Genomic DNA, 14396 nt, shown 5'->3' with positions numbered 1-14396 from the left:
AAATTTAATTAATAAGAACAGGGATCGAAATAATATGGCGAACGGTATAAATAAAATAGATGAGCTTTTTGCAAATTATAAAAAAGCAGGAAAAACTGCATTTATTCCCTTTATTTCAATTGGAGACCCCGATATAGAAACTTCGTTTGACATAGCGAAGGCATTAATATCCAACGGGGCGGATATGATTGAATTGGGATATCCTTTTTCAGATCCTATGGCAGACGGTAAAGTTATACAAAAATCGTATGAAAGAGCATTGAAAAATCGTGTAACTATGGCTGATGCTTTCAACTTTGTCGCAAGGTTGAGGGAAATCTCAGAAATCCCTGTAATATTTTTTACTTACTACAATCCTATTTTTGCCTACCGTACTTCAGAATTTGCAGATAGCGCTTCGGCAGCCGGAATAGACGGGGTTCTTGTCGTTGATTTGCCTCCTGAAGAATCTGTTGAATTAAAGCAATTTATCGACAAAAAAAATATAGACCAGATTTTTTTATTGGCGCCGACTTCCGATATGTCTAGAATTAAACTGATCACTTCATATGCAAAAGGTTTTGTGTATTATGTCAGCGTTACGGGAGTGACAGGCGCGAGAAGAAGTCTTCCTGCGGAAATGCGCTCAAAAGTGGAAGAAATAAAGAATATTAAAGATATTCCTGTCGGAATAGGGTTTGGAATATCCAGTCCTGAACAGGCTGAAGAAATAAAAAATTACGCAGATGCAATTATTATAGGTTCAAAAATCATTCAATTTATTGAAAATAATTTAAACGATAAAAGGAATATTATTAAAAGTATTTCGGAATTCTCTTGCGGCATCAAATCAAGTCTTATGTAAAAAATCTTAAAAGAATAAGATTAAAGTGATAAATTTAATTAATAGCAAATCAATCATTATGTTAGAATATGTAATGTAATGTGAATAATATAATATAATATATATTTTGTAGCGTATATGCATTTATTTAAATTAAAAAAAAATGATAAAGATAAAAAAGATAGTAATAAACAAGGAGGTATTCCTGAAGGTTTATGGGTAAAATGCCAGGGATGCAGCGAGATTATTTACAAGAAAGAACTTGAAAGAAACCTTGAAGTATGCCCAAAATGCAATTACCATTTCAGGATAAATTCTGCAAGCAGAATCAAGATAATTTTTGATGAAGGCAGTTTCGTGCGTTTGTTTGATGATTTAAAACCTGATGATATTTTAGATTTTAAAGATACAAAAAAATATAAAGACAGATTGAAGGAAGATTATAAAAAAACCGGATTATCCGATGCGGCTGTCGCGGGATATGGTTTAATAGAAAAAATAGAAGCGGCATCCATTATTTTTGATTTTAATTTTATGGGCGGTTCTATGGGTAGAGTCGTGGGAGAAAAAATAACCAGAACATTTGAATATGCTATTGAAAAAAAATTGCCTGTCATAATATTTACTTCTTCAGGAGGGGCAAGAATGCAGGAAGGTATTTTTTCTTTAATGCAGATGGCTAAAACCATTGCAGTAATTTCAGAGTACGAAAAAACGCGGCTTCCTTATATATCTGTTTTGACCGACCCGACTACAGGAGGCGTTTCGGCATCTTTTGCAAGCATAGGAGATGTTATGATAGCCGAACCTAAAGCTCTTATAGGATTTGCTGGTCCGAGGGTAATTGAAAAAACTATTCATCAAAACCTTCCCGAAGGTTTTCAACGGGCTGAATATCTTCTAGAACACGGTATGATAGATATGATAGTGGAAAGAAAAGATATAAAGAACACTCTTAAAAATCTCTTGACTTTATTAATCAATAATTAATAATGCAGTCCGAAATCAACAATCTTGATTCAGTTGAAAAATTATACAAAAAACAAGGCTTTAAAATGAATTTCGGTTTAAGCGGTATCGGAGAACTATTAAAATATGCAGATAATCCGCAGGAATGTATTAATTTTATTCATATTACCGGCACTAACGGAAAGGGTTCGGTAAGCAGGTTTATCTACGAAATTTTAAGAGCGCATGATTTAAACGTCGGACTATATACATCGCCGCACCTTTTAAAATTTAATGAAAGGATAATCGTTGACGGTGAACAGATAAGCGACGCCGATTTAGAGAGACTGAAAAATTATTTCTTAGCCGGAGGATTTAACAATAGTTTTTTTGAATTAACTACCGCTATCTGTTTTAAATATTTTAAGGAAAAGAATGTTGATATCGCTGTTATTGAAGCCGGTCTCGGCGGTATGCTGGATGCCACCAATATTATAAATAAACCTTTGCTGTCTATAATTACCAATATCTCAATAGACCATTCTGAAATTTTAGGCAATTCATATAAAAAAATAGCCCTTGATAAAGCCGGTATTATTAAAAGAAATTCTATTTTTATAACCGGCGAAAGAAAAGCTGCCGTAAGGGAAATTTTAATAAATGAAGCAATTCATAAAAAAGCTATGTATTTTTCTACAAACTTAATTAAAATAACGCATCAAAAAAATCTATATAATTATTACGGTATTGATAGCTCATTTGAAAATATATTATTGCCTTCTTATGCATCATATCATAAATATAATTTATCGGTAGTTCTGCTGTCAATTGAAGTTTTATTCAAATATTATAAAAATAAAATTTATAATAAGAATCTATCTGAAGAGTGCGTAAAGAAAGGCATATCTAATTTTAAAAACGACGGAAGATTTGAAATCCTGAATATACATAATGCGGCGGTAATTCTTGACGGAGCGCATAACCCTGACGGAATAAAGAATTTAATCAGTTCTTTAAAAAATATTTATAAAAAGAGTAATTATATATTTGTATTCGGAGTAATGAAAGACAAAGATTATAAAACTATGCTCAGGCGATTGTCAAATTCGGTTAGCGAAGATTGTACGGCAGATATAATATTTTCAAATGTTGACAATGAAAGGTCAATGGATGCAAAATTATTAAAAGAATATTCGGACAATTTAAAATATTTTAATAGTTCATATGCCGCAGCGGATATTAAAGAAGCTATGAATAGAGCCTTTCAGCTATATAATGCGGCAGACGGCGACAGCCGCCGCAGGATAATAGCGGTGTGCGGGTCACTCTATCTGCTTGGAGACTTTAAAAAAAATCAACTAGGCATTTAGCGGTATCTCTATCTCTATTGCGGTATTTATGGCATATCTCTTGTTGTTTAATATCCATTACGGTATTATTCTTATTTATTGTTGTTTTTATTTATTTTTAATCTATTTTAAGTTAAATAATGCAAAATTTTTTAAACAATAAAATTATAAAATTAACAGGCATTATAATCGTTGCCTGCTTTACTATTTTTAATGCAAATAACGTTCATGCTTTAAACATCGCAGCCGGCGGCAGCAAAAAAGAAAAAACAACAGAAAAAACAACAAGGATTAATATTGTTGCAGATAAAATAATATATTATAAAAAGTATAGCAAATATATTATTACCGGAAATGTTTTAATAACGAGGCGACATTTTCGTCTATATGCCGACAAGGTAGTATATTTCTACAAAACAGGTTTTGCAATTGCGACAGGTCACGTTGTAGCGTATTCTAAAGGCAGCGTCACTAAAGCCAAAGAGTTAAAAGTATATTTAAAAAATAGATACGGAGATATTTATGATTCGCATATACATTATATAAAAAAAAATATTTTTATATACGGTCAAAAGATTACACATAAAGCCAAAGGATTTTATCAGGTTCAAAACGGCTATATAACCTCATGCAGGAGAAAACCGCCTTCATGGAAACTCTACTCTTCGTTTTCAGATATATATGTTGGAAATTACGCATTTTCATATAATTCTCTATTTTATATACATAATGTGCCGGTTCTGTATTTTCCGTTTATGGTGATGCCGATTAAAACAAAAAAATCTTCCGGATTGCTGATACCTACTGCCGGATATAGCAGTCTTACAGGTTATCAGGCCGGCGACGGATATTATTTCGACCTTGGTCAAAGTCAAGACCTTACGTATAATTTAAATTATTACAGTTTTTTAGGTGTAGGAAACTCATTGAAATACCGATATAGTCTCAATCAATTTTCGCACGGTTCTATATACGGTTTTTATATGCATGAAGATAATAACGCCAAGAGCGCTGCTCTGTCGTCCAACCTTACAAGATATTTATTATTTTCTCATAATATAGATTTTATTGACGGAATGTCGTTTAAGACTAATTTAAATATCCCGAGCGATCCGGCTTTCTACACAGATTTTTCTACAAATGTTTATCAGATGACTAAAAATAGACTGTCTTCCAACTTTTCCGCAACGAAGGATTTTGGCGGTTTCTCAGCAAGGATGAATTTTTTAAGATTGGATAACCTGTTTTTCGCAAATTATGCAACAGTTGACGAATATCCAAGATTGTCATTAAACGGCGAAGAAGAGCTTAAAAAATTTTATTTCGCCCCTTTATATTTAAAATTTAATTCATCGCTGAACGTTCTCAGGAGTGCCGATTATTACAGCGCAAACAGATTAGATATATTTCCAGATTTATATATGCCTCTAAAATTACTAAGCGGCATAAATATAACCCCTTCGGCAGGATTCAGATACACAGGCTATGATGATATTAAAAACGCTGAAACAAACGAAAATTATTCAAATCAAAGCAGGGAAATTTATTACGCCGGTGTTGCAGGCAGCGCAACTTTATTTAAAAATTATGAAAATAATAAGAAGGGAAGCGGTTCAATCTCTTTTGTTAAACCTTACATTAACTACAATTTGGTCAGACCGGTAAATCAATCCGGATTGCCTCTGTTTGACCAGACGGATTATATACCGCCTGAAAGTGCTGTTAAATACGGATTTAACTGGGATATTGAAAATTATTCTAAAAATGCTATATCAAATTTATTCAGATTTGATATATATCAGTATCATTCTTTCTCCGGCAATTTCATTAACCCTGTAAATTATTTTAACTATAATAATTCAAATTCGGATATAATAGGCAGATTAAGATATCACCCATTTGGCAGCATATATTTCCTCGGTTCTTGGAGTTATGATGATTACGATTATATTTTTGATAATTACAACTTGGGAACGCAGCTTACGGACTACAGAAACGATTCTTTAGGATTAGGATATACGGAAGTCAATGACATTCAGGGTTATCTTGGCGCATTAAATATGTTTAATCCAAGCAATGCGTCGATATTTCCGCAGAGTCTTTCGCTTATTACTCCTACCAGTACATTGTCTTATGCAAGCCTGAGCACTAATTTAAATATTATTGACGGATTCAGTCTGAATCTGGCTGAAAATTACGATGTCACTATTCACAAAGATATTTCTAATTCCGTGGGAATAATGTATAATCTCGGCTGTTTAGGTTTTGTGGCAAGTTATACAAATATGCCCTATTTTCATCAGTGGGCTTTTTCATTTGGTTTAGTGCTAAGAGGAATAGGGACTTACGGTTTCGGAAATATGGTCAGTCCCGGGTCGAACTCGAGCGGTATGAGCGTAATGTCGCCTAATTACGCATTTAATCCTTAATGACGGAACCAGAGTCGGCAAACGCGCTATGTTTTAATATAGCTTGTCTATATCAATCATCTTTATAATATTTATATTTTATAATATTGCAGCGGATATGAAAAAAAGATAGGATTTTATTCAGCATAAAAAATTATTTATATGTGTGTGATTTTCGAAAAAGAAACGGAGGGTTCAAAACCATGAAAACATGTCTTGTAACCGGCGGATTGGGTTTTATCGGAACAAATTTTATAAAATATTTAGCAGTTCACAGGAAAGATATTGCAATTATAAATGTTGACAGCGTAACTTATGCTGCCAATCCGTGCAATATAGACGAAAAGACGACCGCTCATTATAAATTTTATAAAGTAGATATAGCAAATAATGATGGGCTGGCAGAAGTTTTTAAAAAAAATAAAATAGACTATGTTGTTAATTTTGCGGCAGAATCTCATGTGGACAGGTCAATTGTGAACCCTGCTATATTCGTAAAAACTAATATTGAAGGAACTTTAAACTTGCTTAAACTATCTCTTGAGCATAACATAGAAAAATTCCTTCAGATTTCTACCGATGAAGTCTATGGTTCTTTAGGAAAAGACGGCTTATTTACGGAAATGACGCCGTTATCCCCAAGAAGCCCTTATTCTGCTTCAAAGGCATCAGCCGATATGCTCGTTATGTCATTTTTCCATACTTACGGTATGCCGGTTTTAATAACAAGATGTTCAAATAATTACGGACAATACCAGTTTCCTGAAAAGTTAATACCTTTAACTATTATCAATGCGCTTACGGGAAAAGATATTCCTCTGTACGGCGACGGTAAAAATATCAGAGACTGGATATATGTCGATGACCATGTAAGAGGCGTACTTGATGTTCTGGAGAATGGAAGATTGGGAGAAATTTACAATATAGGCGGGTGCGGCGAAATGCAAAATATAGACATTATTACTTTAATTCTTAAAAAATTAAATAAGCCTTTATCGTTAATTAAATACGTTAAGGACAGAGCCGGACACGACAGAAGATATGCGATGGATTTTTCTAAAATTTCTGAAGAATTAGGATTTAATCCTCAATTAAATTTGAATGACGGATTAGACATGACTATTAGCTGGTATTTGAAAAACGAAGACTGGTGGAAAAAAATAATTTCAGGAGACTACAGGCATTATTATAAGACTATGTATGAAATGAGGTAACGAAAATGCAAAAAATTATTGCTGTTATAGGTTCTACCGGAATGCTGGGAATAGATGTCAACGCTGCCTTAAGAGGCAGCAATGCTATAATTCATAATTTTAATTCAGTAAACCTCGATATTACGGAATTAAATAATGTTGTAGATATACTGACTAAAGTTAGACCTGACTACATAGTTAATTGCGCCGCGTATACAAATGTTGATTTGGCAGAGATAGAAAAAGAGAAAGCTGATAAGGTTAATCATTTAGGCGCATTAAATCTTGCAATTGCATCAAAGGAAATCAACGCAAGGCTGATTCACATGAGTACCGATTATGTTTTTGACGGTTTAAAGCATGAGCCTTATAATGAAAACGATGATACCGTTCCTGTAAACGAATACGGCCTTTCAAAATTAAAAGGCGAAAATGCGATTAAAGATTCAAAAGCAAGCTATATTATATTAAGAACTCAGTGGCTCTATGGTAAAAACGGCAAAAATTTTGTTAATACAATATTAAAATTGACGGATACTAAAAAATTAATAGAGGTTGTAGATGACCAATTCGGTTCGCCGACATACACCAAAGATGTTGCATTTGCAATCAGAGATTTAATTGCTAACGATAAAGGAAATGACGGCGTATATCATCTGACTGATGCAGGCTATACGTCATGGTACGAATTTGCGGCAGAAATCATAAAAGTATTCAAAAGAACTAATTGCACTGTTGTTCCGGTTTCATCCGATAAATTTACAAGACCGGCTAAAAGACCTGCCGACAGCAGACTAGATTGCAGCAAAATTAAATTGGATTATAAAATTGAATTGAGAAACTGGAAAGACGCTTTGAAAAAATATTGTTACGATATAGGATATTTTATTATTTGAGGCTATTTATATATATGCAGTTTGTTTGTGTTGAAAAATTTTAGTTTATGTATATAATATAATTATAACAGTGTATAATAAATATAATTGGTAATAAAATATATAAACTAATATAATTTAAAATTAAAATAATCTATGGAGGTTTACTATGAAAAAATTTTTAGTACCGGTTCTTTTTTTGGCTGCCTTATTAATTTACTTACCTTTAAATTCCGCAAATGCGATGATGGGCGCTAAAAAAGTTTCTGCAAAAACAGGTATGACGGTTATGCACAAAACAATGCGGCAGCCTAAAATGACCGCCAAACAGGCAAAACTTATAGCTTTTGGAAAAAAATTGTTTTATTCTTCATCAATAGGTACTAACGGTTTTTCATGCGCCACCTGCCACGTGTACAGCGCCGATACATATATCAGCATGCACGGCAGAGGCATGATTATTATGACCGTTAAGAATGCGGTGCAGAAAATAGCGGCGTTTAATAAGATGCACCATATGCACATGACCCTTGCCGGAAAACTTAATATGTGCGACAAAATGGCATTGAAAGGTCCCGGCTTAAGCGGCAGAAAACTTAAGGCTTTAGTAGCTTATATTAAGTCATTATAATTAAATTCTTATTTGTAATTTTAAAGATTAACTTTTAATCGGGATAGGCGTTTTTTATTATATTTTTTAATAAAAAACGCCTATCTATATTTATATTTATGTAATAAATTTAAATAATTGAAGCATAACATCAAACAAAAACAAATAACATTTGTATTGCTTTACTAAACTAAAACAAAAATAAATACAGAAATACGATGGGCATTAATTTATGAGTTCAAAATTTAGCGTTAATCTAAAAAGACGATTTCTGGCAGGGCTGACCATTATTATTCCTCTTTTGGTAATAATATTTGTCATCAAGTGGCTTCTCGAGGAAATCAATAAATTGTTTAATCCGTTTTCATTAGTTGTTGACCATTATTTTCATGTATATATACCGGATATAGGTTTAATTCCGTTTATTATAATTATATTTATTTTTGGTTTTCTTGTTACGAATGTAATAGGGAAAAATGTCATAGATTTTTTTGAGAAAGGAATTTTAAAAATTCCGCTTGTAAATCTTTTATATAAATCTACTAAACAATGGGTTGATATATTTTCTTCCGATAAGGCATCGTTTAAAAAATTTATTCTGGTAAGATATCAAAATAACAAGTTTGTATATGGATTTTTAACCTCTGAAACAAGTATTGGAACAAAAGAAAACAGTGATTTATATTATGTAGTTTATATACCGACTAATCATCTTTATATAGGTTTTAATATGATTGCAAAGAAAGAAGATATTATAGAGACCAATATTACCATAGAAAACGGCATACAGATTATATTGTCCGCCGGCATTTCTTTTCCTAATTTCATTGAAATATAAAACGCAGCTGATAACTATATAAATTAATATATAAAAAATAAAAAAAATCAAAATTTATGAAATTAAAAACATATCCGCTGTTCAATCCATTATTTTCGTTTATTTTAGACAATCCAGCCAGAAAATTTATTGAAAATCCTGAAAAAAAAATAAGATTAATGGGTGTAAAACCGGGAATGAAGGTCCTTGAAGTCGGTGCGGCTAATGGTTTTATAACGCATTATCTTTCAAAATCCGTCGGCGCTAAAGGTTTCGTAGTGTCTATAGATATTCAGGAAAAAATGATAGATAAGGCGTTAATAAAATATTCTTTTTTAAGCAATGTAAGTTTTAGAACCGAAGACGCAGCTGATTTAAAATCAATTAAAAATAATGAGATTGATTTAGTATTTCTTTACTACTCGTTTCATGAAATTAAAGAAAAAGAGAAAGCTGTCAAAGAATTTTACAGAGTTCTTAAAAATAGCGGTGTTTTATCGATTAAAGAACCTAAATTTGAAATTAATGAAAAGGATATTGTAGACTACAAAAATATTATTACCGGCAATTCTTTTATTATCGCCGAAAATGAAAAGGATAGCGATTTGTTGGGGCGTTATATCAAATTTATAAAAATTTAAATAATCTTATTCAAAATATAATGCACAATAGATTTTATGTTTCAGATATTTTATCGGAGGGTTTAATAGGCAATGAAGTAGATTTGCCTGTAATATTAAATCATGTTAGGGCGTTAAGGTTGGAGAGCGCTTCCGAGATTGAACTATATGACGGATCAGGAGCGTCATATAACGGAATTATAAGTTATATCTCAAAAAAAAACCTTAGGGTCAAAATTTTATCCATAAAATATTTTAAGGAAAAATCTGTCAAAATTCATCTTTTTTTACCGCTCATTGCTTCAAATTTAATGGACATTATGATTGCAAAGATTGCCGAATTAGATATTTATTCAATATATCCGATTATTACAGAAAGATGTGAGAGGCATCTTGACAGCGCAAATCTTTCAAGCAAGTTAGACAGATGGAAAAAAATTTCCGCATCATCAATGATATTGTCAGGAAGAAACAAAATGACGGAAGTAGAGTCTCCCGTTAGTTTTAAAGAGGCGCTTTCTCTATGCGCAACGTTTGATATCAAACTTATAGGCGCTGTATCTTCAAATAAATTTTTAAAAAATTATTTGCTGCAGTATTTATCATCAGATAGCAGCGGTATTAATAAAGAACGCAATAACGCTTTAGAAATTGCCATGTTTATAGGTCCAGAAGGGGATTTTTCCGATGAAGAATTAAAATTGGCTGAAGAAAATTCATTTACCCTCGTAAAATTAACAGACTATGTAATGAGTTCTTTCAGCGCCGCTATATTTTCCGCTTCGGCGCTTGTTTGTTTTTTTGCGTAGCATAGTTTAATTATTAATAAATTTATAATGAAACTTAAATATATTGAACTGCAAGGATTTAAAACTTTTCCGGATAAAGTTAAAATACAGTTTGATGAAAAGATTAGCGTCATTGTGGGGCCTAACGGCTGCGGCAAGAGCAATATCGTTGATGCTGTCAGGTTTATCGCAGGAGAGCAAAATTTAAAAGAATTGCGGCTTAAGAATATGAACGAACTTGTATTTAACGGTTCGGCTTCAAAATCAAAAAAAGCATCTACTGTAGCAGTTGCAAAAGGTGTATTTTTGAACGATGGCGAAATTGATTTCAGGTATAAAGATTTTCCGGAAATTGCAGCGGAAAGAAGGCATTATAAAGACGGAGAAAGCGAATATAGGCTGAACGGCATTATTGTGCCATATAGGGAGTATGTCAATTTTTTTATTGAAAGCGGAATATCATTCAAATTTTATTCTATTCTAGACCCTCTCAAGATAAGTTCTATACTAAATTATAAACCTGAAGAGATGAGACTGCTTTTTGAGGAAGCATCGGGAGTTATAAAATTTAAGAACCAGAAAAAAATTGCATTAAGAAAATTAGAGAATACAAATGCAAATTTAGCCCGGATTCAAGATATTTACGGTGAGGTTGAAAAACAAGAAAAGGTCTTAAAGACCCAATCGGAAGAACTGGAAAGGTTTAAGAAAATAAGCGAAGAAAAAAGATATTGCGAATTTATTTTATACGACAGGGCAAGAAGTAAAGCAATTTCATCTATAGATGAAAATAAAAAAGCTGTCGAAAAATTTAATGCAGATATTCAAAATCTTGATAGTCAATTAATTTTAAACGAAAATTTAATAATAAATGAAAAAACCTATTTCAATGAACTTAATGAAAAATTTAAATTGCAGACCGATAGTAAAAATAAGCTTATTATAGAAATATCCGGAATAAATTCCGACATAAAGTATGCCGAAGAAAAATTAGTAATGTTAAACACAGAAAAAATAAAGAAAGAAAATGAATTAAAGGAAAGCGAAACCTTTAAAAGCAGAAATATTTTAAAATTGGAAGATTTAAAATATAAAAAAGAGGAATCCGAATCGGCATTTAAAAAAAATCAAGAAGCGGCTTCATCTATAAACAATGAAATAAAGCAAAAGAAAAAATATACGGAAGAAATAAAAAATGAGATTGAAATCCTGAACGATGATATTTTAAAGACCGTCGAGCGCTCTCAGATGTTAAACAATAAAAAAGCGTTTAATCAAAAGAATATTACTGCTTATTATTCGAGGATTTCAAATTCCGAACAGTTAATAGATAAGGTTAAACAAGAAATAGCCGGCGACGAGGATTTGCTGGGCTCAAAAAATAATTTAGTAGATAGCATAACATGTACATTAAATGAATTAGAAAACAAATTAAGATTAAAGAATGAAGAATTGGGCGCAGCCGTCAAACAGATAGAAGAATTAAGAAGCGTGTACGGTAAATATGAAAAAGAATTGATAGAATTAAAATCGCATAAATCAAGATTATTAGAGTTTTTAGAACAGCATGAAGGTTTTTCCGAGGGTTCAAAAAAACTTTTAGATAAATCAGACGAATTTAATATATTGGGAAGTTTAGGCGATATTTTGGAAGTTTCAGACGGATATGAAAAAATAATATGGGAAGCGGCAGGGGATAAATTAGAAACAATATTAATTGCAGATATTGAAGATGCAAAAAATGCGGCGACATATTTAAATTTAAACGACTCCGGATCAGCTAAATTATATGTATTAAAGAATGCCGTCAACAATAATAAATTCGCCGGCATTAACAATAGTGATGACGTTCGTTGCTATGCGGACGGTGAAGGATGTAAAATTAAAAATTTAATAGACAGCTTAAAACTGCTTCCGCTAAAAGATAAAATTAAAATAAATTTTCTTGAGAAACGTAATGACAATATAAGCGATGACAATAATAATAGCAGCGGAAGCAATACGTCAGCTGCGGAAAATAAAGACAATAGAAATAACAATGATAGCAAAAATAAAAAAAATGAAGACGATGCCGGATTTGATTCAATATTTGACAATGCAATAATTGAAAAGTTGGCCGTCGATTTTTATTACGCAGAGAATACCGATTTAGTTTTTGATTATATAAAAAATAAAGGTTGTTTTCCGGAAATTAATATTGTTTCGCACGACGGAACTATCTTTTTATCATCCGGTTTTATTAAGGCGGGAAAGGATAAAAAAACTGAAGACGAAAATATTTTGTTAAATAAAAATAAATTAGCGAAATTAAAAGCAGATATTTCCGCGGCGGAATATGTTCTTAATCAAAAAACAGCCGAAATTTTAATTAAAGAAAATATCATAAAAGAAATAAATAAAGAGACGGAAAACATTAAAGTCGCCGTTCAGTCTAATAAAATCCTGAAGATAACTGAAGAAAACGATATAAAACATATAAACGGACGTATCATTAAATCTAAAGAAAGATTAAATATTCTTAAAAAAGAACTGGAAAATATCAAGGCAGATAAAAATAAGCTTGAAGATGAAACTGAGCAATCCCGTCATGAGTTGGAAAATTTAGAAGTAATTTTATCTGAGCAGAATATCCAAAAAAAAGGACTTGACAAAAAATTAATAGTTTATGAAGACGAATATGAGGAAATAAAAGAACAAGAGGTAAAATTAAGGATTGAATTGTCGTCGTCCCAAAATAATCTGCTATACCTTGATAAAGAAATAAAAAATATTGAATCAAGTATTAAAAGCGGAATTTTCAGGTATAATAAGATAAAAAACGAAATAGATGATTTAAATAAAACCGCCGAAGCAATTAAAGAAAACATTTTTGCTAAAAAAAACAAGATTGATGAGCTTAATATAAAATTAATTAAAATCAGCGATGATATCAAACAGCTTGATTCTGATTTAGAAAAAATAAAAATTACTATTGAAGAAAAAAATTTAATTTCAGAAAAATTAAGACGCGAAAAAAATGATAATGAAAAGAAAAGAGAGAATGCGTTGACATATATTCAAATGTTTGAAGAAAAACTTAATGAACTAAATGTTTACGGTTTTACAGACGGGGAAACCGAAAAATATATCGGTATATTTAAAGAAACAGGCGATAAATTTTACGATATCAATGATTCTGAGCTTAAAAAAACTATTATTAAACTTAAAAATGAAATAGACGGCGCAGGTAATATTAATATGAACGCATCCGAAGAGTATGCAGAGGTATTAAACAGACTTAGCTTTCTATCGTCGCAAAATAATGATTTAAATGAATCAATAAAATCATTAGAAGATATAATAAAAAAATTAGATACTGTTTCAAGAGAAAAATTTAATTCCGATATGACTAAATTTAAAGAAAAATTTAATGAACTTTTTAATTACCTATTTGGCGGAGGGCATACCGATATCGTAAGCGTAAGGCATAAAAGTTCGCCTGCCGCCGCCGCAGCAGGCAATATGAACAGCGAACATTTTTTATCGGACAATATCACGTCATATTCCGATATAAACAGCGGCAGTGCGGAAGATGCTGCAGGTATAGAAATAAATGTGCAGATACCGGGGAAGAAATTATCGGGGCTTAACCTTCTGTCACAGGGTGAAAAAGTACTAGTTACGGTCAGCCTTATTTTTGCTATTTTTCTGGTAAAAAAAAGTCCGTTCTGTGTTATAGATGAAGTTGACGCACCGTTAGACGATGCAAATAATGCCAGATTTAATAAATTAATAAAAGAAGTTTCTAATTCATCGCAGATTATTATTGTTACGCACAATAAAAAAACTATGGAAATAGGCAATTATATTTTTGGAATTACGGCTAAAGAACCCGGTATTTCCAAGGTTGTTTCCGTAACTATTAATTAAATAATTAAAGAAAATTGAACCGTTCATTATATAATAAGTAAGCATAGCAGGTATAG

General features: G+C 31.7%; 11 protein-coding genes. All 11 read left to right on the top strand.

Annotated features, from left to right (window positions below; genetic code table 11):
- The first annotated feature begins 34 nt into the window (after positions 1-34).
- Positions 35-844, top strand: coding sequence for a tryptophan synthase subunit alpha (locus EVJ46_01870; protein ID RZD17009.1), 810 nt, complete (start codon positions 35-37; stop codon positions 842-844).
- A 117-nt stretch (positions 845-961) separates the two neighbouring features.
- Complete coding sequence (locus EVJ46_01865) at positions 962-1813, top strand: acetyl-CoA carboxylase carboxyltransferase subunit beta (GenBank protein RZD17008.1); 852 nt, start codon at positions 962-964, stop codon at positions 1811-1813.
- Between the two features lie 2 nt (positions 1814-1815).
- Positions 1816-3141 (top strand): bifunctional folylpolyglutamate synthase/dihydrofolate synthase, encoded by a 1326-nt coding sequence (locus EVJ46_01860; GenBank protein RZD17007.1) that lies wholly within the window; start codon positions 1816-1818, stop codon positions 3139-3141.
- 119 nt (positions 3142-3260) lie between these two features.
- A complete protein-coding gene (locus EVJ46_01855) occupies positions 3261-5549 on the top strand; it encodes an LPS-assembly protein LptD (protein RZD17006.1) in 2289 nt (762 codons plus the stop codon).
- Positions 5550-5731: 182 nt separating this feature from the next.
- Entirely contained in the window at positions 5732-6742 is a 1011-nt protein-coding gene (gene rfbB, locus EVJ46_01850) for a dTDP-glucose 4,6-dehydratase (GenBank protein RZD17005.1), read from the top strand.
- Positions 6743-6747: 5 nt separating this feature from the next.
- Positions 6748-7617: a dTDP-4-dehydrorhamnose reductase gene (gene rfbD / locus EVJ46_01845; protein RZD17004.1), complete on the top strand. Its 870-nt coding sequence runs from the start codon at positions 6748-6750 to the stop codon at positions 7615-7617.
- Between the two features lie 148 nt (positions 7618-7765).
- Positions 7766-8227, top strand: coding sequence for a hypothetical protein (locus EVJ46_01840; GenBank protein RZD17003.1), 462 nt, complete (start codon positions 7766-7768; stop codon positions 8225-8227).
- A 211-nt stretch (positions 8228-8438) separates the two neighbouring features.
- Entirely contained in the window at positions 8439-9044 is a 606-nt protein-coding gene (locus EVJ46_01835; GenBank protein ID RZD17002.1) for a DUF502 domain-containing protein, read from the top strand.
- A gap of 56 nt (positions 9045-9100) precedes the next feature.
- Positions 9101-9664 carry a methyltransferase domain-containing protein gene (locus EVJ46_01830; protein RZD17001.1) on the top strand — a complete coding sequence of 188 codons (564 nt, stop codon included), beginning with the start codon at positions 9101-9103 and terminating at the stop codon, positions 9662-9664.
- A gap of 20 nt (positions 9665-9684) precedes the next feature.
- Positions 9685-10452: a 16S rRNA (uracil(1498)-N(3))-methyltransferase gene (locus EVJ46_01825; protein ID RZD17000.1), complete on the top strand. Its 768-nt coding sequence runs from the start codon at positions 9685-9687 to the stop codon at positions 10450-10452.
- 27 nt (positions 10453-10479) lie between these two features.
- Positions 10480-14340 carry a hypothetical protein gene (locus EVJ46_01820; GenBank protein RZD16999.1) on the top strand — a complete coding sequence of 1287 codons (3861 nt, stop codon included), beginning with the start codon at positions 10480-10482 and terminating at the stop codon, positions 14338-14340.
- Positions 14341-14396 lie beyond the last annotated feature (56 nt).

The sequence above is a fragment of the Candidatus Acididesulfobacter guangdongensis genome, assembly GCA_004195045.1.
GTDB lineage: Bacteria > SZUA-79 > SZUA-79 > Acidulodesulfobacterales > Acidulodesulfobacteraceae > Acididesulfobacter > Acididesulfobacter guangdongensis.
This window is presented reverse-complemented; position numbering and strand designations above follow the sequence as displayed.